Source organism: Gracilibacillus timonensis, assembly GCF_900086715.1.
Classification (GTDB): domain Bacteria; phylum Bacillota; class Bacilli; order Bacillales; family Amphibacillaceae; genus Gracilibacillus; species Gracilibacillus timonensis.
On record NZ_FLKH01000012.1, the window covers coordinates 413,471 to 434,086 of the forward strand.

Genomic DNA, 20,616 nt, shown 5'->3' on the forward strand with positions numbered 1-20,616 from the left:
GGACTGAAGAATTGAAATGGCGTTCTCCAGACCGAGAGAATGAATCTGATTCATTTCATCATCCTATTTCTCCATGAAGGGTAGTTCCTGTATCTAGAACTGTTCATTCTAAAATGTTGTTGTACGGTTGTACAGTTTTGATGTAGCATATTCCCTTAGCCTCCTATCGTCCATTGTAAGGCTAGCAGATAGGCCATTATGGCTCGTTATAAGTGACTAATCCACCTGTTCTTTCTAACTAGTGACAACCTGGTCACCAGTTGTTTCAAAAAACTTTTCAATCGTAAAGGCTGCCATTCCTAGTACGGTAGAATGCTTGGTCAACTGGGCACTATTGATATGCACATCATCTTTATTAAAGCCGATTGCATTTTGTTCAATTCTTTTCTGAATGGCTGGAAAAATATATTTCTCCGCTTTTTGTAAAATATTTCCGATAATCACTTGTTCTGGATTGAAAATATGAATAATATTAGTGATACCAACACCCAAATAGTCGCCAATCTCCTCAAACAATGACAATACATTGGCATCACCTCGATCGGCGTCTGCAATGAGTTGTTCGATGGTTGGATGGACATATCCAAGGGCTTCAGCCTTATTAAGCAAAGCCTGCTGTGAGGCATATAATTCCCAACAGCCTTGATTACCACAACGGCAGATCAGTCCATCCTTTTCAATGGTCATATGCCCTAATTCACCAGAAAAACCTCGTAATCCTTTATAAAGCTTACTGGCTAGAATAAGCCCTACTCCAATTCCGATGCTGGCACTGATATAAACGATCTCATTGGATAGCCTGCCTGCACCATAAACCCTTTCTCCATAAGCACCTGCATTGGCTTCATTTTCTACAATAACCGGTACTTGATAACGTTCGAGCAGTTGTTGCTTTAACGGTACTTGTTTCCATCCTAAATTTGGCGCCAAAAGAATTTCTCCCTCATTGGTAACCACCCCAGGAACTCCAATACCAATCCCCACAATGCCATAAGAAGAGGCGGGAGCCTGACTCTTTAATTGATCAATGCATTCAAACAAAAGTTTATGTACAACTTCCACCTCACTGTTTTCGAACTCGACTCTTTGTTCGGCAATGAGTTGACCACGTAAATCAGTGAGTACCGCTAATATACTATGTACCCCTAAATCAACGGAAATCGTATAACCGGCTTTTTCATTTAGTAACAGCATGACGGGTCTTCTGCCACCGCTGGACTCTCCCGTGCCAGATTCATAAATAAAATGTTCTGTGATTAACTCACTAATCAGGGAAGAGACAGTTCCTTTATTTAAACCGGTGACCTGAGCAATCGAGGCCCGTGAGATGGGTGCCTTCTCTAGCACGGTTTGTAAAACAAGTGCTTTATTCTCTTTTTTTACGACGTATTGATTCCATGTTTGATTCAATCATTTCACTTCCTTCTATCATAGTTAGATGCGACCGGGCAGGCTAACGTCGCAATGTCTTGCGCACCTCTGAACCTCATTTATTGCACCGCCTGCATGTCGGGATGTGTAGGTGAAATCGAATAAGTAGGGGGGCGCTAGCATTTATGAACTTACGTTTTTGTTAGGTAATATATCTTGTAAAGACATTGAATATAGAACATTGTAATAAGATTGGTAACTTTGTCTCCCGTATAATATTCCAGTCCAATATGTCACCCTAGGTACATCAACGTGTCAATTCTAATGATGATTCATTATCATGTTGTAAAAAGTTGATACTCAAGAAAACGTCACTTCCCCATTTTTTGATAAATGTTTATCCAGCTTCTAGGATCTTCCTTCTATTGTAGCATACCGTGGAATGAATTTCTATTTCCTTAGTTTATCCGCTAGACAAACTAAGGAGAGATTGCTATACTAAAGGCAAGGTGTTGAAACAAAGCATGATGTTGGACACCGTATTTCAAATGAATGATTTAAAGATGGAGGGAATAAAATGGTATGGTTTGAAAACGTTAACAAGATTAAATATGAAGGAGCGACTTCATCCAATCCGCTTGCATTCAAATTTTATAATCCGGAAGAAAAGATCAATGGTCAAACGATGGAGGAATTTTTGCGCTTTGGAGTGGCTTATTGGCATACGTTTACCGAAGATTTGAGCGATCCATTTGGTACAGGGACAGCCATTCGTAATTGGGATACATATGGCGGCATGGATCGAGCCAAGGCAAGAGTGGAAGCGGCATTTGAATTATTTGAGAAGCTTGGAGTGAAATATTTCTGTTTTCATGATGTCGATATAGCACCAGAAGGCGATACATTAAAGGAAAGTAACGATAATCTCGATACGATCGTTGCTATGATCAAAGAATATATGAACACGAGCGATGTGAAATTGCTTTGGAATACGGCCAACAACTTTACGCATCCGCGTTTTGTGCATGGTGCTGCCTCTTCCAATAATGCGGACGTATTTGCTTATGCAGCAGCCAAAGTAAAAAAACAACTGGAAATAGGTAAAGAATTAAATGGAGAAAGCTATGTGTTTTGGGGAGGCCGTGAAGGATATGAAACGTTACTAAATACCGATCTAGGCTTAGAACAAGATAATTTGGCACGCTTTTTCAACATGGCGGTTGATTATGCCAAGGAAATTGATTTTGGCGCTCAATTCTTACTGGAGCCAAAACCGAAAGAGCCAACCACACATCAGTATGACTTTGATGCGCAATCATCGCATGCCTTTTTGTTGAAATATGGTTTGCAAAATGATTTCAAACTAAATATTGAAGCCAATCACGCTACATTGGCAGGACATACCTTTGAACATGAATTGCGTTATGCACGTGTCAATGGTATCTTAGGATCCGTTGACGCCAATCAAGGGGACCCATTGCTAGGCTGGGATACCGATGAATTCCCTGCTGATATTTATTCTACGACATTGGCTATGTATGAAATAATCAAAAATGGTGGACTTGGCGCAGGTGGTTTAAATTTCGATGCCAAGGTAAGGCGCGGTTCCTTTGAACAAGACGATTTATTCCATGCACATATTGCCGGGATGGATCACTTTGCGATTGGATATCGTGTCGCTAGTAAATTAGTCGAGGATCAAGTATTTGAAAAACTGATCGATGAACGCTATGCAAGCTTTAAAGAAGGAATTGGCAAGGATATCGTAGAAGGAAAAGCAGATTTCAAGTCATTAGAAGAGCATGCCTTGAACCTGCGAGAAATAAAAAATAAATCTGGTCGTTTAGAAGTTATTAAAGCAACGATTAATCGATATCTCTTAAATATGAATGCCTAAAAACGGCAGAAGGAATGGCTTAGTTGATTAAGCTCGACTAGGCCTTTCTTGTAGCTTAACACTGCATTTCAATGAAACGGAAGGATGAGTTGAATAGTGAGTTACGTAATAGGCGTAGATTTAGGCACTAGCGCAGTAAAATTGTTGTTGGTGAATAAATCAGGAGAAGTAGTAAAGGAAATAGCCAAAGATTATCCGCTATATCAGGATAAAACGGGGTATTCCGAACAGGAACCAGAGGATTGGGTGCGTCAAACGATTGCTGGTGTTAAAGAGCTGGTTCAATCATTTGATGGAGAAGTCAAAGACATTGAAGGGATTAGCTTTTCCGGTCAAATGCACGGGCTAGTATTATTAGACAAAGATAATCAGCCTTTACGTCGAGCCATTTTATGGAATGATACAAGAACAACCAAACAATGTCAGGAAATTTATCAAAAGGTAGGCAAGGACCATTTTATTGAGTTGACCAAAAATTTGGCCTTGGAGGGTTTTACTCTGCCCAAGCTGTTGTGGGTGAGAGAGCACCAACCGGCATTATTTGATCAGGCGACGACATTTGTATTGCCGAAAGATTATTTGCGGTACCGGTTAACGGGCAAGATACACATGGATTATTCGGACGCTGCGGGAACTAGTCTGTTGGATATTGCAAAACAAGATTGGAGTCAAGAAATTTGTGATTTGCTTGATTTAGACGTTTCGCTTTGTCCTCCATTAGTAGATTCTCATGCGAATGTGGGATCAATAATGCCAGCTATCGCTGATGAGATGGGGCTTGATCCAGCTACCCAGGTATTTGCCGGTGGTGCTGATAATGCCTGTGGCGCTATTGGGTCCGGTATTTTATCAGAAGGGAAAACCTTTGTCAGTATTGGTACATCTGGTGTGATATTATCTTATGAAGCGACAGGTGATAAGGATTACCAAGGAAAAGTGCATTACTTTAACCATGGGGAGTCCAATCGTTATTATTCCATGGGCGTTACATTGGCGGCGGGATATAGTCTTGACTGGTTTAAGAAGACCTTCGCCCCAGAAAAAGGATTTGATGAATTGCTAGCAGATGTAGGTGACATATCAGTTGGTGCCAATGGATTACTATTTTCTCCATATATTGTTGGAGAAAGATCACCGCATGGGGATTCGAGTATTCGCGGCAGCTTTATCGGGATGGATAGCTCCCATACCCTTAATCATTTCACCCGTGCGGTGCTAGAAGGAATCACCTTTTCTTTAAACGATTCCCTGGCCATTCTGCGCGAAAAGGGAAAACGCATTGACGCCATTTATTCAATTGGCGGTGGTGCGAAGAATACAACTTGGTTGCAAATGCAAGCAGATATATTTAATGCAGATATTATCCGATTAAAAAGTGAGCAAGGACCTGGTATGGGAGCGGCGATGCTAGCCGCATATGGCTCAGGCTGGTTTGATTCATTACAGGCGTGTGCAGATGTCTTTTTAGAAGAAGCTGATACCTATTATCCGATCCCAGAGAATGTCGAAGCCTATCAGCAATTGTTTCCTTTATACCAGGGTGTATATAACCAAACCAAGCAATTAAGCCAACAGTTGATGGCATTTCGTCAGTGAAAATGAATGTGAACGGACAAACTCGGAACCGTTGATGCAGTCAGAGGTTTCGAGTTTTGTGCGTAGGAAAGGAATGTGCAATTACTATCTATCAGATGTTTACCATCCTTTTCTGATTCCCCTATTTCTTTTTCCAGTTTATCAGAAAAACATTGGAAATTGACCAATTAATCCGCTATCATAAATAAAGGGGTGAAGAAATATGAATATACATAAAGTGATCATGGTTGGCTGTGGTGGCATGGCTAATATTTGGCTGGATTATGCAGACCAGCAAGAAACTATAGAATTAGCAGGTCTGGTTGATGTAAAGAAAGAGGCTGCTCAGCAAAAGGCAGAAGAAAGGGAATTACAAGTCCCTATTTTTACAGATTTACAGGTAGCTATCGAGACAACAGGGGCAACGATTGTTTTTGATGCAACGATCCCCGCTGCTCATCCACACATTGTTTCTACTGCGTTACAGGCGGGCTGTCACGTCTTCGGAGAAAAACCGATGGCCGAGAGTTTAACAGATGCAAACCAAATGCTTGAATTGGTAGTGAAAACAGACAGAGCCTATAATGTCATGCAAAACCGTCGTTATCTGCAGGAAATCAGGACATTGCGTGCTGCTGTGGAACAAGGGCTGTTGGGCGAGGTTCATACGATCAACAGCGATTTTTATTTGGGTCCCCATTTCGGTGGATTTCGAGAAAAGATGGAGCATCCGCTGCTGGTGGATATGGCGATTCATACGTTTGATCAGGCGAGGTTTATTTCAGGATGTAATGCTACCTCTGTCTATTGTCATGCCTTTGATCCGGCTGGATCTTGGTATGATGGTTATGCCTCGATGACTTGTATATTTGAAATGGAGAATGGTTCTGTTTACACTTATCGAGGTTCTTGGGCGGCAGAAGGCTTGCGCACGTCATGGAATGGAGATTGGCGCATTATTGGCACAAAAGGAACGGCTACGTGGGATGGTTTTGATAAGGTAGAGGCAGAAGTAGTTCAAGAAAAGAAAGACATGCAATTTTTGCGGGAAATGGAAAGATATTCGTTGCCTAACAGCTGGCAAGGTCGCGAAAGTCATTTTGGCTGTTTGGATGAGATGTTTGCTGCCTTGGATCAAGAACGTTCAGCCGAAACGAGTTGTTTCGATAATATAGAAAGTATGAAGATGGTATTTGCGGCGATGGAAAGTATAGAAACAGGTAAGAAAGTAAACCTGTAAGAAGTTGTTTAAAGCCGGTATTTAAAAGAGGAATCTCTTTGAATTTTCGACGTACAAGACGTTACAGTATTAGCCGGCGAGACCTTTTATCAGGATTGTGAACACGCACTATAAGAAAAAAACGATAAAAAGGATGAAAACAATGGATATTCCAGCAAGGAAAAAATTGTTGTTTATTGGCGATTCGATTACAGACTGCGACCGGGAAAAGCCAGTCGGTGAGGGGTTATTTGGTGCGTTGGGAAATGGCTATGTTTCTATCGTTGATGCCTTTTTGCAAGCGAGCTATCCAGAATTAGGTATTCGCGTTGTGAACAAAGGATTGTCAGGTAATACGGTAAGGGACCTGAGCGAGCGTTGGGAAATAGATGTCATGGAACAACAACCGGACTGGTTGGTGATCATGATTGGTATTAATGATGTGTGGCGTCAATTTGACTCGCCGTTTATAACGGAGAAGCATGTGTATCTTGACGAATATGAGCGGACATTAAATAGGCTTATCGAAGAAACGAAGTCGAAAGGAACAAAAATCGTTTTGATGACCCCGTTCTTTATCGAAACCAATTCAAACGATGCCATGCGTGCTGCAATGGATCGTTATGGGAAAGCGGTTGTACGGTTAGCGCTTGCGCATCAATTAACCTATGTGGACAGCCAAGCGGCGTTTAATGCCGTATTAGAGCATACACATCCTACTTTTCTAGCTTGGGATCGTATCCACCCTGGGGCGACGGGTCACACCGTACTGGCGAAGGCTTTTTTAAATAGTATAGGATTTGATTGGAATAAATAAAGCAGACCCAATCTTATTTTATCATGGTGGAAACTCTCATTCCTAGACAGGAAGAGAAATGAATGTAACGTCCCTAATAAGTCTCGCTTGATTCTATCAAACTATGTTATACTTGATTATCAGAGACAGAAACAAGGGGATGAGACAGGCGTATGAAGAAATTATGGGAAACATTGAAAACGATGTCTTTTAAGGAAGCGGTTGATTACATATGGGAATATTATAAACTACATATTATTGGTACCATATTGGGAGTGGCGTTTTTATGGTCGATCTTAGGAACGGTATTTGGCGAGAAAGAAGAAACCTTTCAGATCACTGTACTGGGACAGGTTCCTTATGATACTGCCGAGGCCTTTTCAACCGATTTAAATGATCATTATCTGAATGATTTTCGCGTCATAACAGATAGTATGATCACAGAAAGTGGTTCCCTGGAGGATGTGGACTACGCTCAGGTACAGAAATTTTGGGCAAATATGGGGGCAAATATGATCGATGTGATTATTGCTAGTGAGTCTTTGGCCGATCAATTTCAAGGAGAACAAGGATTAATGCCTGTCGATCAATATGTTGATCTTCCTTCGCTAGAAGAGCAGGAAGCGACATTATACCGTTTCGGCACCGAAGATGTATATGGCATAGCGACCGAAGATATCCCCATGTTTGAGGCTTACCCTGCCTTTCATGACCTGATTATTATGTTCCCCGTTAATTCAGAAAATCATGAAAGAACCGAGGAAGTTATGGACATATTAATGTCCGAGCCTCCATCCGAATAGGAAACAGAAATCACCTGATTGCACTCAGGTGGTTTCTCTTATGATCAGCTCCGTATCAAGATAGACCTTTTTAGCTACTTCCCGGTTATCCTTTATCCTTTCCATCATCAACTGCACGGCGGTTTTTCCCATCCATTCCTTTTCGATCCTTACACTTGTTAAGGCAGGATAGACATATTTCGATACGCTAATATCATTGATCCCAATCAGCTTTATTTGATGAGGGATGTCGATATCGGCTTGATGCATGGCCTTGAGGGCGCCGATCGCTAACGGGTCATTGGCCGCAATAAAGCCAAGTTTAGCAGGGGGAGTTTTTGTTAAGAACTGCTGCATAGCTTGATAGCCATCATCCACACTAAACGGTGTCTTTATGATCAATTCTTCTTTTAACAGATGATGGGCTTGTAAGTAGTCACGAAAAAACTGCTCCCGGATATCGATCTCGTCTTGCAGGTTACCTCCAATGAAACCGATCGTTTTGGTCTCATGACTAAGTAAATAATCAATCGCTTGCTTCATCACGGTTTGAAAATCAACCAAAACGGCATCACAGCCTGGATGCTGTACATCTGAGTCAATCAAAATAACATGTTTTGTAATTTTCTGCAAACGGTCCACTTGCTCTGCACTAAATCTACCCACAGCAATAACACCATCGATTTGTTTAGGTATTTTATTGATTTCTTTTACCGTATATTTTACTAAATGTAAATGTTCCTCTTTGGCTTGTTGTTCTACCCCATGTCGAATGCCCATATAATATAAATCCGTTAATTCCTCTTCCTCGGTTACCCAGTGAACGAAAGCAATTCTTCTCGTTATTTTTTTACGTGCGGCATTTTTTTGATAGGAGAGTGATTCCGCGATTTCAAATATTCTTTTTTTCGTTGCTTCACTGACGGATAAGCTGGGGTCATAGTTTAAAACACGGGACACTGTAGCGATAGAAACATTTGCCTTTTCTGCTATATCTTTAATTGTCGCCATTTATCACACTACCTTAAAGTAAAATTTAACTTGACTATTTTTACTCGTTATTTTATGATGCTATCAAAGAAAAATCAATCTTTTATCTCGATGTAAGCGTTTGGTATTTTTGGAGATTCACAGACACAGGCGCTAGTATCAGATAAATCATGCAGGAAGGGTGGTCAATATAATGTTAAACAAAGAGAAGTTAAATTACAAGCGTCCCGTCAATGGATACCCGGAATGGAATAACAATCCAGAGATTTTTTCATTGAATCGCTTACCACAGCATGCCCTAGCAATTCCATATCTTCATAAGCAACAAGCTTTTGAAAGAAAGAAAGCGGATTCGCCATTTTACCATTCCTTAAATGGACAGTGGTTTTTCCATTTTTCAGAGAGACCGGATCAGCGAATCCCTGATTTCTATCAAACCACATATGATCATACGGACTGGAATACAATCAAGGTGCCTGCCCACTGGCAGTTAGAAGGTTATGATTATCCGCAATACACCAATGTGACCTATCCATGGGTAGAACATGATGATATCAAGCCACCATTTGCGCCGACTAATTATAACCCAGTCGGTCAATATGTTACTCATTTTAGCATCACAGAGGCATGGGAGGAACTGCCTGTCATCCTGCATTTCGCTGGTGTGGAAGCGGCCTTTTATGTTTGGTTGAATGGAGAACTAGTAGGTTATAGCGAAGATAGTTTTACCCCTGCTGCCTTTAACATTACCCCATACCTTGTAAAAGGGGAGAATAAGCTGGCGGTAGAGGTGTATCGTTGGGCAGATGCCAGCTGGTTAGAGGATCAGGATTTTTGGAGAATGAGTGGCATTTTCCGCGATGTGTTTCTCTATGCCTTGCCCGATGTCCACTTGTATGATCATCGTATTAGAACAAATTTGGATAAAGATTATCAGCATGCAGCGTTAGAGGTGCAAGCAGAACTAGTAAACTATCATAAAAAGTCCATTGCGGCTTGTCGTTTGGAAATTGAATTGTTATCAGAAGAGCAAGAAACGGTCATCAAGCAATCCATTGATTTGGATATTTCTGATCAAGAAAAGATGGAAATAAAAACAACCGCAACCGTGGAGAACCCAAAGAAATGGAGCGCAGAAACTCCTTATCTTTATACCTTGCAGTTTACTATTTTAGATGAAAACCTCCAAATAATCGAAACATATTCGACAAGAATAGGTTTCCGTCAATTTGAATTAATCGACAACATCATGCACATTAACGGAGAAAGAATCATCTTTAAAGGGGTGAATCGTCATGAATTTACTGCAGATCATGGACGGGCGGTGACCGAAACAGATATGCTGGCAGATATTACTCTGATGAAACAATATAATATTAATGCTGTACGGACATCACATTATCCTAATCATCCTTATTGGTATGAACTATGCGATCAATATGGGCTGTACGTGATTGATGAGGTGAATTTGGAGACACATGGGACGTGGCGATATGGGCAGCAGGAGTTGGAGGATACAGTGCCAGGCAGCAAAGCGGAGTGGACGGCCAATCTACTGGATCGTTGCCAATCGATGTTTGAACGCGATAAAAATCATCCGTCTATCCTGATTTGGTCTTTAGGCAACGAATCGTTCGGCGGAGATAATTTCTTGCGGATGGCAGACTATTTTCGTGAGCAAGACCCTACACGCCTGGTACATTACGAGGGAACCTTCCATTACCGGCCTTCGGATGCGGCAAGCGATATTGAATCAACCATGTATATTCCGCCACACCGGGTAGAAGCGTATGCCAAACAACCTGGTGAGAAAAAACCGTATATTATTTGTGAATACAGTCATGCGATGGGGAATTCAAACGGAAATCTCCATAAGTATACCCGTCTGTTTGATCAATACGAGGTACTACAAGGCGGTTTTATTTGGGATTGGAAGGATCAGGCGTTAAGACATCAAATGGAGTCAGGCGAGTCGTTTTTGGCTTATGGTGGTGATTTTGGCGAATCACCTCATGATGGGAATTTTGCTGGTGATGGCCTTATTTTTGCAGACGGTCAGATTTCACCAAAATTAATGGAGACGAAGGCCTGTTATCAAAACGTCGATTTTCACTGTGAAGATAAAGAAAAAGGCAGATTTGTTATTCATAACAAGCACCTTTTTCAATCATTGACAGATTACCGGTTGATCTGGCTGGTGGAAGAAAATGGGGAAGAGCTCAAATCTGGTACCATGGTATTACATACAGCACCAGGGCAAGAAGAGAGCATTTCATTGGACTATGACACTTCAACATTTGCCGTGGAAAAAGAACAAGTGATTACCCTGCGCCTGGTATATCAGGAATCTCCAGTGTGGGCAGAGACGGATCACGAAATTGCCTTTGCACAGTTTTTTATTCCGGCAGCTAAACAGCGACCACTGGCAACAGGCACCATCCAATTAAACGAAACAGATCAAGCCTACTTGGTGCAGGCGGGAGATGCTTGCATCCATTTTGATAAGGAAATGGGTTGTTTAACGAACTACAGCCAAAAGGGGCAGCCTCTTGTTTCTACACCGCTTTTGCCTAATTACTGGCGAGCTACTACGGATAACGACCGTGGCGCTAAGATTGATCAAACGAGTCAAGAATGGTACCAGGCTAGTCTGTCAAGAGAATTGGTAAACATGCAGGCCAGTCAAACCGGTACAGAAGTAAAGATTACCGCCCATTTTCGAATGCCGACAGAGCCCATTTCAACAGCGCGTTTGACCTATTTGGTGGATAGTCAAGGAGAAGTGGAGATCGAACACCAGCTTATCCCTGGAGAAGGAACATCATTTATTCCTGAAGTAGGTCTGCGCATGGAGATGCCCGATGATTTTCAGACGTTAACATGGTTTGGTCAAGGCCCGCATGAGACCTACTGGGATCGGGAGACTAGTGGTAAAGTAGCGATTCATCATGCCGATGTGGCAAGTCAGCTACAGCCTTATTTGAAGCCACAAGAGAGTGGTAATCATCGCGGTGTTCGCTGGTTCCGCATCATCGATTCAACTGGTAAAGGACTACAAATTACGGGAGACCCTGTGGTGGACGTGAGTGCCGTACCATATAGCCCGTTTGAATTAGAAGCCGCCAGTCATCATTATCGCTTACCAAAAACAGATAAGGTATCGATCCGAATTAACGGTTGGCAAACTGGTGTTGGCGGAGATGATAGTTGGGGCCAGCTGCCACACACCGAGTATCGCTTGCATTCAAATCGAAGCTACCAATATCGCTTCTATTTAAGAGGTGTTTCGGAATAACTTTGAATTTAATGTCCAATAGGCGTATAATAAAGGTATCACCCATTGAAAGGGAGTGCCAAATGGCTTATTTTAATAATCAAAAAGAGCCTGTCAAAAATGTAGAAACCAATGTATGGGTTTGCGAAAGCAATGATTGCCAAGGCTGGATGCGGGAAAACTACTCATTCGATGAGAAACCAAAGTGCCCGATTTGCCAATCCAACATGGAAAAAGAAGTTAGGGTATTACCTGAAATGAAGTAGGGCTTTATAGAATAAACAAGCAAGCCGCTGGAATGTTTAGATTCCAGCGGCTTATTTGTGAGAGTGATTTGTGTAAGATGGAAAACAGCCAACCAAATAAGGAGGCTTTTTTTGATATGCTTCGCTGCGTTTAATCTAGCTACAAACGGATATACTATAAATAACGAATGATGGACAATGGGAAGGAGTGAGATAGTGATAAATTTGGATCAACCAGAATCCCCTCTGTTTCGTGTGCTGCAGATTATCGCAGCTTTCTTAGCGTTACAACTGTTGTGGCTGTTCTTTTCCTTAGGTGTGGTAACGGTTATTCCTGCAACCCTTGCCTTGTATACGGTAGCTTTGGATTGGTCCAAGCATGGCATAAACTTAAGAATTTGGAAGTCCTTCTACTATGCTTTCGTTAGTTATTTTAAAAGGACGATTTATGTAACCTTATTCATCCTTTCAATTTTGACTGTCTTTGGTTTGAAGCTGATAGTGCTTCCTCCATTTCTAAACAACGAATCCATTCTTTTTCAAGCAAGTGAGATATTTATAGGTATCGTCTTTTCCATGGTATTATTGGCTATGCTCCCATTATTAGTCAGCACCCATTTAAAAGGGAGGCTGTTATGGAAGAACGCGTGGGTCATCTCCCTAGCGGCTTTACCTGATTTATTATTGATTGCCTCATTTGCACTCGTGCTTTCACTGGTTATCTTTTATCTACCAGGTGCTTTAATGGTGGTGTTGTGTCCCTTTGTGTTTATTCATGTCAGCCTGTGGAAAAAGGCAGTAAATAAATTACCTCAAGATTTTTTAGATCGCTGCCTGCTCAAATATCATTATCGTTAAAACCCTTATCTGCATTTGGATAAGGGTTTTTTATAAAGGGAGTTTTTTGACGGATAGGGTAGGGGGTGAGTCTTAGTAGGGAGGCGGCTTATTTTTTCACAAGAACGTGGGCCGATCTAACAGACAAAAAAACGCCGAATCGTGTAATACTGTCTGTAGAATCTCGCGGACTGAGGAGAGCAAATTGCGTGCTACAGTCCGTAAGAACGAATGAATCTAACGGACAAAAAACCAGCGAATCACAAAGTTTTGTCCGTAAGAACGAATCTAACGGACAAAAAACGGCCGACTCACAAAGTTTTGTCCGTAAGAACGAATCTAACGGACAAAAAACGGCCGACTCGCAAAGTTTTGTCCGTAAGAATGAATCTAACGGACAAAAAACGGCCGACTCGCAAAGTTTTGTCCGTAAGAATGAATCTAACGGACAAAAAAACACCGAATCCCAAAATACTGTCCGTAAGAAACGAATCTAACGGACAAAAAACCACCAAATCGCAAAATGTTGTCCGTAAGAATCTCGCGGACTGGAGAAAGCAAAATCCGCCCCTGCGCCCATAACAATCCCAGCAATCCGCCTTTCATATCTGTGTAATGAAGTTAACGTGACGTCAGAATGGTTCGGATCTGCTTAACTAATTCCAAGGCGGCAGTATTGTCGCCATGTACACAGATAGTATCGGCTATAATAGGGATTTCGTTGCCTTCTTGTGTCATCACGGTTCCATTGTCAAGCATCTGCCTTACTTGTTGTATAACGCTTTCGGTATCATGGAGCAGCGATCCGGGAGTTCCACGGGCGACGAGTCTGCCATTGTTATGATAACGTCGATCAGCAAATACTTCATTGACAACGGCTAATCCCACTGTTGAACCCGCATGGATCAGCTCACTTCCCGATAGTCCAACTAATCGAAGGGATGGGTCTAGATCAAAAACAGCTTGAGCAATTGCCAGGGCTAACTGCTGATCTTGGCAAGCCATATTATATAAAGCTCCATGCGGTTTGATGTGGTGTAGTTTCACATGCTGGATCTCGGTAAATGCCTTGAGCGCCCCAATCTGATAAACGGTCCAATCGTAGACCTCTTGCGCCGTTACTTGCATCCGTCTCCGGCCAAAGCCTTGTATGTCTGGCAAGCCGGGATGCGCTCCGACTTCCACATGATGTTGTTTAGCAAGCCTTATCGTTTGGTTCATTGTATGTGCGTCACCGGCATGAAAACCACATGCCACATTGATTTCATCAACTAAGGGAATAATAGCCTGATCATTTCCTGTTTGGTAAACCCCAAAGCTTTCCCCAAGGTCACAATTTAAGCTAATTCTCCTCATAAGTGCTCTTCCTTCCATTTTTCGCGAATCAGCTTTTGTCTGACTCCCAAACTATATTGTCGTTGTTTCCATTTTCTAATGGCCTCTGCTAAGGAAACCTTCTTGAAATAAAAAGGACATCCGGGTTGAATCTGGCTTAGAGTGGCCAAATCCGTCCGAATCACTTGTCCAATTTTTGGGTAACCGCCCGTCGGCTGCCCATCCGCCATTAGAATAATCGGTTGTCCATTGGCAGGGATTTGAATTGCCCCAAAGCTGGTTGCCTCTGTTGCTAGTTGTTTTTGTTCATTTGCTGCAATGGCTTCTCCTTGTAAACGATATCCCATCCGGTTAGAAGTCGTGGAGATCTTCCATGGCTTATTTTCCAAAGCAGAAGGAGGGAACCAATCTGTTTGTGCACCCTCAAGGTAACGGATAACCTGGGGTTGGTTAGTTATATAAGAAAAAAACGAGGAATCCATTCCCCAATGAAAAGGGCATTTCCCTTTGTCCTGTGGAAGACAAGGAATCATATCACCGACAGCCAGGGGGCTGCCCAATAAACCTGTAATATTTGTACGCACTACCATGCTTTTGCTTCCTAAAACGGTCGGTATTTCGAAGCCATTTTTAACAGCGATATAACTGTATGTCCCCACTTTTGCGGTGCGAAGTTGTAAGGTATCACCTGCCATTATTTGAATGGGGCGCCCTAATTGAATCGGCTGTTGATTGAGATTAGCTGACATATCAGCACCAGTAATAGCGATAATCGCTGGATGATGAAATTGTAATGTTGGTCCAATAAAACTTAATTCCAACAGTTCCTGTTTCATTGGGTTACCTACTAGTATATTAGCTAATTGAGCAGCATATTCATCCATCGGACCGCTGAGCGAAAAGCCATAGGACTGGTAACCACTTCTTCCCGCATCTTGAATGGTACTATGTAAACCTGCCTCAATCACTTCAATGGTCACGGCTATCTCGCTCCTTTTTTTGGATGTTATGGTAGTCCTCGCTGCTGATAGCATAGAATTGTAGTTGATCACCTGGCTGCAGCAGGGTGGGATGTTCTGTATCCTCGAGAGTAAGTAAATTGATCGGTGTTTGTCCGATAATTTGCCAGCCACCAGGAGAAGAAGCTGGATAAATACCCGTTTGATGACCGGCAATTCCTACTGCACCTGTTGGGACATGGGTTCTAGGCGTTTCTTTCCTTGGGGTAGCCAATTCAGGATTTAACCCAGACAAAAAAGGAAATCCAGGAGAAAAGCCGAGAAAGCAAACATCGTATGTCGGCGTAGTATGCAGCCTGATGATTTGTTCAAACGTTAATTGATGGTACTCACTAAGATGTTCTATATCAATACCATAAGCTTGTTCATAACAAACAGGTATGCGATGGAGCACGCCTTGAACCGGCTTCTCCTTTTTTTGAGAAAAAAGGACTGTCAGCTCTTGCTTTAAGCTCGCATGATCGGACTGATCAATCCTGAAATAGACGGTGATGCTTTGATATCCTAATATGACTTCAGTTACGGCTGGGTGTTGACGAAGCTGTTGTCGGCAATTGAGCAGCTGGTTTACATCCGTTTCTTGTTCTGAGAAGACAGCCATTACGGCATATTCTGAAATATCGAATAGTTTCATAAGATTTCCTGCCTTTATGAGTATACTATCTATATTGTAACGAAAAAGCCTTATTTAGCACAATCATTTACCAGATTCATTGAGTTGAATTATAAAAATCACTTTCTAAATGTTACAAAATATTCACACCAAAAATAGGACAAAAGTATCTGTTGATGTTACAATGATTATGAGTTTTTACCTAAAAATATAGAAAAACAAGTACATCAAGGGGGAAACAAATGAAAATATTTAATAATTTAAAGCTTGGCAGAAAATACGGAGTCATACTTAGCGTTGTATTACTATTATTTTTCGCCTCGTCTATTATGGTTGGTATATTTCTAAATAATATGTATCAGGAAATTGACGTTATGGAGAATCGTGGGGAAAAGTCTGTTCAAGTCACCGAGTTAGGTTCTTTGATCCGGGCAAAGATGATCTGGATTTCCCAGTATAAGGATAACCCATCGTTAGAAACGGAGGCGGATTTTTCTGAGAGAAATGACAGATTCGAAAAAATAAAAGAGACACTAGAGCAGAACATCACGGATGCAGAACAAAAGAATCTGCTTCAAAGGGTAATTTCATTAAATTATGCCTTGAATGAGAGTTTTACCAATATTGTGTCTTATATGAATCAAGACGATCTGGAAATGGCAGAGGGGGAAGTTCAAAATGCTACTGCCTATCAATTGGAGGTGATCAATCAATTAGAAGAGCTGGAAGACATGGTTAACATGGAATTTATGGCTGCTTCCGAGCATGCCAAAGATAGTCAAAGAGAGGCCATGGTGACATTGGTCATTACGATTAGTGTTTCTGTTGTATTGAGTGTTCTCTTGATTTATGTGGTTACCCGCCGCATTTCCCGTCCTTTATCTCAGCTGCTTTACGTCAGTGAAGAGATTGCAGATGGAAACTTACAAGTAGAGCCAATTGATTATTCGTCAAAAGATGAAATTGGCCAATTATCCACCGCCGTTAATGTAATGAGTAATAACCTGAGAAATATACTCCAACAGGTAACATCGGTTTCGAATACCGTTACCAGTCAAAGTAATCAATTAAACCAGTCTGCTAATGAGGTGAATGCTAATGCACAACAGATTAGTGTTACCATGGAAGAGATAGCTTCTGGTACGGAAACACAAGCAAACCACGCTGGTGACGTCGCAAGCAAGATGGGAGATTTTTCTCAGAAATTAAAAGCTGCCAGTGAAGATGGGGAGAGTCTTGGCAAAACGTCAGCTCATGTATTAGATATGACGAAGGACGGCCAGAAAATGATGCGTTCATCGGTTGAACATATGGAACAAATTCATCATGTAGTTCACGAGGCCGTTGATAAAGTAAAAGTTTTGGATGCTCAGTCTCAAGAAATATCGAAGTTGGTTGCTGTTATTCGTGATATTGCGGAACAAACGAACCTGCTGGCACTAAATGCAGCGATTGAATCGGCTCGAGCGGGGGAGCATGGTAAGGGGTTTGCTGTGGTAGCAGATGAGGTTAGAAAACTTGCTGAACAGGTAACTGCATCGGTCAGCGACATTACGGGGATTGTCACGAATATTCAAACGGAATCATCAAATGTGTCTCAGTCATTGGAAGAAGGATACCAATCCGTTGATGACGGATCTGTTCAGATTGAGAAGACAGGATCGACCTTTGAATCGATTAATGAGGCGGTCAATGAAATGACTATGCACATTAAACATTCAACCAGTAATCTAACGTCTATTGCCCGTTCCAGTGAGGAAATCAATACCTCCGTGGAAGAAATTGCTTCTATTACCGAGGAATCAGCGGCAGGTGTGCAACAAACGTCAGCTTCAGCGGAAGAAGCCAGTGGAGCAATGGAAGAAATAACATCAAACTCCAAAGAACTGACCAGCCTGGCAGAACAGCTTAATGGTTTAGTAGGCAAATTCCGACTGTAGTGTGTCATTAACAGACAAACAGCGCCATGCCTATTTAAGGATTTGGTGCTGTTTTTATTAAGCTTTATCCTCGTCTTCGTAATAATGATATCTTTGCTCGCTAATCAATATCGCTTCAACAATGTTATAAATAGACACTAATTCATATAAAATGATGACCTCTGGTGTAAACATCGAGGTATGTGATTGTTCAGGCTGCTTGCTTTCCCAGAACTGCTCCATAAGTGCTTTTAACTGAAGCTTATAATCACTTGCCTTATAATGGTCTGGGTGTTTCATAAAATCAGTTAATGTTTCGACCATATTTGAAATATCTTCACATTGCTTATCGGACCAACATACATTATTAATAGACGTGTTAACCAAATTACCTATGTGATAATGAATCAGCCTTAATCGGGAGAGATTCTTTTTTTCAAAAGCAAACATTTTCTGCATCTCTTTCGAATGACGATGATATTTCGCTTCTTCCTCCTGAAACTGAAGCAGTCTCTCTGTTTGATCTAAACTTTTTTTCAATGTGTGAAATCGCCGAACCATTTCTTCTTTCTGTTTAGATTCATTATTTGTATGCAGCTTCTGTTTAATAATAATATCCAATTCTTCACCAATTTTCTGCAAAAGGTCATGGATATTTGTCATAATCTGTTTAGAATAATTCGGTGGAAAGACAAACATATTGACAAGCGTTGAAACGAGTAAACCAATGGTGGTTGTTCCCAATCTGGTAAAAAATGATATAAATAAATTCGTATCGATTACCTCAATCATCGCAACGGAAGTCAAGGTTGCCACCAACAGACCTGCATGCAGCTTTAATCGATAACAAGTGATGATCGTAAAGAAGGCTGCTAAGGCATAGGTAAGTGGTGAATTCTCAAATAAAAAGATAAATAATACTGCAAAGGCAGATCCAATGGCAGAGGCAGGGAAGCGCACGATCCCTTTTTTTATAGAAGCTGCCGCAGTTGGTTCAATCGTAACAATAGCCGTAATCACTGCAAAGACAGGGGGCCACCCTATCCATTGACAGATTAATGATGTTAAAAAAACCGCTAAAGCCGTTTTGATGACACGCCGCCCAAATAATTTTCGATTACGCCATATCTTCGCTTTCATGTTAAAGACTCCTTCAAATGATCTAAGGCTTAGTATACCGCAGATATCATACACTTTCCAATCCTTTTTTTGTTAGCAAAAGGAGTGCGATCTGTTTCATCAAAATAAGCTCTGCTTCATAAGATAGGAGAAAAAGGGGAGGTGGCCGTTGTAGTCATACGGTCTGTTAGAATATGATCCATTTCATTTTCTAAAACGTAATGATTGCAATCTGATGAGAAATTATATAAAATTGTCTGCAAACGCTTTCTTATTTTCGGTATATCATGTAAAATAAGAAGTATAGTAAAGTGCGTTGTGAATTCTTGAGGAGGTGCTCCATATGTTTTCAGTGAAAATGTTAAAGCCATATTACATTAAGGAAGAGCAAGAATATATAAGAGTGGTATTAGCATATCAATATTTTTCCCTGCTGATGGATGAGGAAGTTTATCATTTCGTCCCGCTTGAAGCACGAGAAATCCGAATCAAACGTGATACACAACAGATTGAGAATAAAGAGGCTGTCTTTGTTTTTCAAAAAGGAAAGCAGTTTCATCGAATTCATTTAGCTGATCTAATGAAAGTGAAGGACTTCCAGCAGCATTTATCAACGATTCTAAGCCCCTATATGATGCTCCCTAAACCAGAGGAGAAAAAGGATAATATTGATCAAGTCATCATGGAATTAGAACGCACCAATTTATTACGCTTAGTGGATCAAGCATTAGATGAGCAAAATGAAGCCCATTTTTATTTATATACAAATAAACTAACAGAAATGTAATATAATACATGATAGTCCCGTGTTACACTTTTGTGGCGCGGGATATACTTTGATGATGATAGGTGATGGAATGGATTTGCAGCTAAAAGGCAAGAAAGTTCTTGTAACAGCAGCAAGTAAAGGATTAGGTATGGCTTGTGCCCAATTATATGCGGAAGAAGGGGCACAGGTTTGGATAGCAAGCCGCAATAAACAACAGCTGGAACAAGCGAAACAAACAATCATTCATCAGACAGGCAATGCACAGGTTGAGGCTGTCATGTGTGATTTAACGAAAGAAGAAGAGATCAAGCAATTATTCGCTGAGACTGGTTCTATCGATATTTTGATTAATAATATTGGTGGGCCACCAGCGGGTGCATTTGATGAATTTGCTGATCAAGATTGGCAGCAAGCGTTTGAGCGCTTACTGATGAGTGTGATCCGAACTGTACGCGCAGCTGCACCTTCCATGAAGGACAGGCAGTTTGGCCGGATCGTGACAATCACCTCAAGCTCGATGAAACAGTCGTTAGATGGACTGCTTTTATCGAATACGTTTCGTCCTGCGATTGTGGGTTTATCCAAAAGTCTATCTCAGGAATTAGCGGGCGACGGCATTTTGATTAACTCAGTTGGCCCAGGTACGATGGAGACTGATCGCATCCGTGATCTTTATCAGCCAGCACAAATCCAACAGCTTGGCGAAAACATTCCCATCGGCAGAATAGGTCAGCCAGATGAATTTGCAAAGGCGGTTGTATTTCTTGGATCAGGTGCCAATACTTATATCACGGGACAGACATTAGTTGTAGACGGTGGTTCCATGAAAGCTTTGTAAGGATAAGGAAAACCATCC

Annotated in this window: 18 protein-coding genes; 12 read left to right on the forward strand and 6 right to left on the reverse strand. The window is 41.4% G+C overall.

The annotated features are described in order from the left end of the window. Window positions 1-234: 234 nt before the first annotated feature. On the reverse strand, window positions 235-1,410 hold the full coding sequence (locus BN6556_RS12980) for an ROK family transcriptional regulator (protein WP_066192205.1): 1,176 nt from the start codon (window positions 1,408-1,410) through the stop codon (window positions 235-237). A 538-nt stretch (window positions 1,411-1,948) separates the two neighbouring features. Between BN6556_RS12980 and xylA the strand changes: the two genes are divergently transcribed. The 5 genes from xylA (at window position 1,949) to BN6556_RS13005 (ending at window position 7,661) form a co-directional block, all read left to right on the forward strand. Further along, entirely contained in the window at window positions 1,949-3,268 is a 1,320-nt protein-coding gene (gene xylA, locus BN6556_RS12985) for a xylose isomerase (RefSeq protein ID WP_066192207.1), read from the forward strand. A gap of 96 nt (window positions 3,269-3,364) precedes the next feature. Continuing rightward, complete coding sequence (xylB, locus tag BN6556_RS12990; protein WP_066192209.1) at window positions 3,365-4,864, forward strand: xylulokinase; 1,500 nt, start codon at window positions 3,365-3,367, stop codon at window positions 4,862-4,864. Between the two features lie 202 nt (window positions 4,865-5,066). Further along, window positions 5,067-6,083: a Gfo/Idh/MocA family protein gene (locus tag BN6556_RS12995; protein WP_066192210.1), complete on the forward strand. Its 1,017-nt coding sequence runs from the start codon at window positions 5,067-5,069 to the stop codon at window positions 6,081-6,083. A gap of 142 nt (window positions 6,084-6,225) precedes the next feature. Next, on the forward strand, window positions 6,226-6,879 hold the full coding sequence (locus tag BN6556_RS13000) for an SGNH/GDSL hydrolase family protein (RefSeq protein ID WP_066192213.1): 654 nt from the start codon (window positions 6,226-6,228) through the stop codon (window positions 6,877-6,879). Window positions 6,880-7,031: 152 nt separating this feature from the next. Then, on the forward strand, window positions 7,032-7,661 hold the full coding sequence (locus BN6556_RS13005) for a hypothetical protein (RefSeq protein ID WP_066192214.1): 630 nt from the start codon (window positions 7,032-7,034) through the stop codon (window positions 7,659-7,661). 24 nt (window positions 7,662-7,685) lie between these two features. Here BN6556_RS13005 and BN6556_RS13010 read toward each other — a convergent pair whose 3' ends face one another. Beyond that, a complete protein-coding gene (locus tag BN6556_RS13010) occupies window positions 7,686-8,651 on the reverse strand; it encodes a LacI family DNA-binding transcriptional regulator (RefSeq protein WP_066192216.1) in 966 nt (321 codons plus the stop codon). 172 nt (window positions 8,652-8,823) lie between these two features. On the opposite strand from BN6556_RS13010, the gene BN6556_RS13015 reads away from it, so the two are divergent. The 4 genes from BN6556_RS13015 to BN6556_RS13030 all read left to right on the forward strand — a co-directional run bounded on the left by BN6556_RS13015 (window position 8,824) and on the right by BN6556_RS13030 (window position 13,483). Continuing rightward, entirely contained in the window at window positions 8,824-11,925 is a 3,102-nt protein-coding gene (locus BN6556_RS13015) for a glycoside hydrolase family 2 TIM barrel-domain containing protein (protein WP_066192219.1), read from the forward strand. Between the two features lie 62 nt (window positions 11,926-11,987). After that, complete coding sequence (locus BN6556_RS13020) at window positions 11,988-12,170, forward strand: cold-shock protein (protein WP_066192221.1); 183 nt, start codon at window positions 11,988-11,990, stop codon at window positions 12,168-12,170. Window positions 12,171-12,365: 195 nt separating this feature from the next. Next, window positions 12,366-13,007 (forward strand): DUF624 domain-containing protein, encoded by a 642-nt coding sequence (locus BN6556_RS13025; RefSeq protein WP_161485707.1) that lies wholly within the window; start codon window positions 12,366-12,368, stop codon window positions 13,005-13,007. Between the two features lie 188 nt (window positions 13,008-13,195). Further along, the gene (locus BN6556_RS13030) at window positions 13,196-13,483 is read left to right on the forward strand and encodes a hypothetical protein (RefSeq protein ID WP_066192224.1); all 288 of its coding nucleotides are present in this window, start codon (window positions 13,196-13,198) and stop codon (window positions 13,481-13,483) included. A 124-nt stretch (window positions 13,484-13,607) separates the two neighbouring features. Here BN6556_RS13030 and BN6556_RS13035 read toward each other — a convergent pair whose 3' ends face one another. From BN6556_RS13035 to pxpB, 3 genes are read right to left on the reverse strand one after another with little or no spacing between them, the layout of a single operon-like run. Further along, on the reverse strand, window positions 13,608-14,342 hold the full coding sequence (locus BN6556_RS13035; RefSeq protein WP_066192226.1) for a 5-oxoprolinase subunit PxpA: 735 nt from the start codon (window positions 14,340-14,342) through the stop codon (window positions 13,608-13,610). Continuing rightward, a complete protein-coding gene (locus BN6556_RS13040; RefSeq protein WP_066192227.1) occupies window positions 14,339-15,301 on the reverse strand; it encodes a 5-oxoprolinase subunit C family protein in 963 nt (320 codons plus the stop codon). Before BN6556_RS13040 ends, BN6556_RS13035 begins: the two co-directional genes overlap by 4 nt. Beyond that, a complete protein-coding gene (gene pxpB, locus BN6556_RS13045) occupies window positions 15,291-15,974 on the reverse strand; it encodes a 5-oxoprolinase subunit PxpB (RefSeq protein ID WP_066192229.1) in 684 nt (227 codons plus the stop codon). The genes BN6556_RS13040 and pxpB overlap by 11 nt, the downstream gene beginning before the upstream one ends. A gap of 221 nt (window positions 15,975-16,195) precedes the next feature. Between pxpB and BN6556_RS13050 the strand changes: the two genes are divergently transcribed. Further along, a complete protein-coding gene (locus BN6556_RS13050; RefSeq protein ID WP_066192231.1) occupies window positions 16,196-17,893 on the forward strand; it encodes a methyl-accepting chemotaxis protein in 1,698 nt (565 codons plus the stop codon). Between the two features lie 57 nt (window positions 17,894-17,950). Here BN6556_RS13050 and BN6556_RS13055 read toward each other — a convergent pair whose 3' ends face one another. Then, entirely contained in the window at window positions 17,951-19,012 is a 1,062-nt protein-coding gene (locus BN6556_RS13055) for an FUSC family protein (RefSeq protein WP_066192233.1), read from the reverse strand. 322 nt (window positions 19,013-19,334) lie between these two features. Between BN6556_RS13055 and BN6556_RS13060 the strand changes: the two genes are divergently transcribed. Together BN6556_RS13060 and BN6556_RS13065 are read left to right on the forward strand one after the other, a co-directional pair. Further along, entirely contained in the window at window positions 19,335-19,778 is a 444-nt protein-coding gene (locus tag BN6556_RS13060) for an IDEAL domain-containing protein (RefSeq protein WP_066192234.1), read from the forward strand. A gap of 70 nt (window positions 19,779-19,848) precedes the next feature. Further along, entirely contained in the window at window positions 19,849-20,598 is a 750-nt protein-coding gene (locus tag BN6556_RS13065; RefSeq protein ID WP_066196374.1) for an SDR family oxidoreductase, read from the forward strand. The last annotated feature ends 18 nt before the right edge of the window (window positions 20,599-20,616 follow it).

What these genes read in the sequence shown, in the direction of transcription:
- xylA (WP_066192207.1), top strand. Translation starts at nt 1,949, where the DNA reads ATGGTATGGTTTGAAAACGTTAACAAGATTAAATATGAAGGAGCGACT.
- BN6556_RS12995 (WP_066192210.1), top strand. Translation starts at nt 5,067, where the DNA reads ATGAATATACATAAAGTGATCATGGTTGGCTGTGGTGGCATGGCTAAT.
- BN6556_RS13000 (WP_066192213.1), top strand. Translation starts at nt 6,226, where the DNA reads ATGGATATTCCAGCAAGGAAAAAATTGTTGTTTATTGGCGATTCGATT.
- BN6556_RS13005 (WP_066192214.1), top strand. Translation starts at nt 7,032, where the DNA reads ATGAAGAAATTATGGGAAACATTGAAAACGATGTCTTTTAAGGAAGCG.
- BN6556_RS13010 (WP_066192216.1), bottom strand. Translation starts at nt 8,651, where the DNA reads ATGGCGACAATTAAAGATATAGCAGAAAAGGCAAATGTTTCTATCGCT.
- BN6556_RS13015 (WP_066192219.1), top strand. Translation starts at nt 8,824, where the DNA reads ATGTTAAACAAAGAGAAGTTAAATTACAAGCGTCCCGTCAATGGATAC.
- BN6556_RS13020 (WP_066192221.1), top strand. Translation starts at nt 11,988, where the DNA reads ATGGCTTATTTTAATAATCAAAAAGAGCCTGTCAAAAATGTAGAAACC.
- BN6556_RS13035 (WP_066192226.1), bottom strand. Translation starts at nt 14,342, where the DNA reads ATGAGGAGAATTAGCTTAAATTGTGACCTTGGGGAAAGCTTTGGGGTT.
- pxpB (WP_066192229.1), bottom strand. Translation starts at nt 15,974, where the DNA reads ATGAAACTATTCGATATTTCAGAATATGCCGTAATGGCTGTCTTCTCA.
- BN6556_RS13050 (WP_066192231.1), top strand. Translation starts at nt 16,196, where the DNA reads ATGAAAATATTTAATAATTTAAAGCTTGGCAGAAAATACGGAGTCATA.
- BN6556_RS13055 (WP_066192233.1), bottom strand. Translation starts at nt 19,012, where the DNA reads ATGAAAGCGAAGATATGGCGTAATCGAAAATTATTTGGGCGGCGTGTC.
- BN6556_RS13060 (WP_066192234.1), top strand. Translation starts at nt 19,335, where the DNA reads ATGTTTTCAGTGAAAATGTTAAAGCCATATTACATTAAGGAAGAGCAA.
- BN6556_RS13065 (WP_066196374.1), top strand. Translation starts at nt 19,849, where the DNA reads ATGGATTTGCAGCTAAAAGGCAAGAAAGTTCTTGTAACAGCAGCAAGT.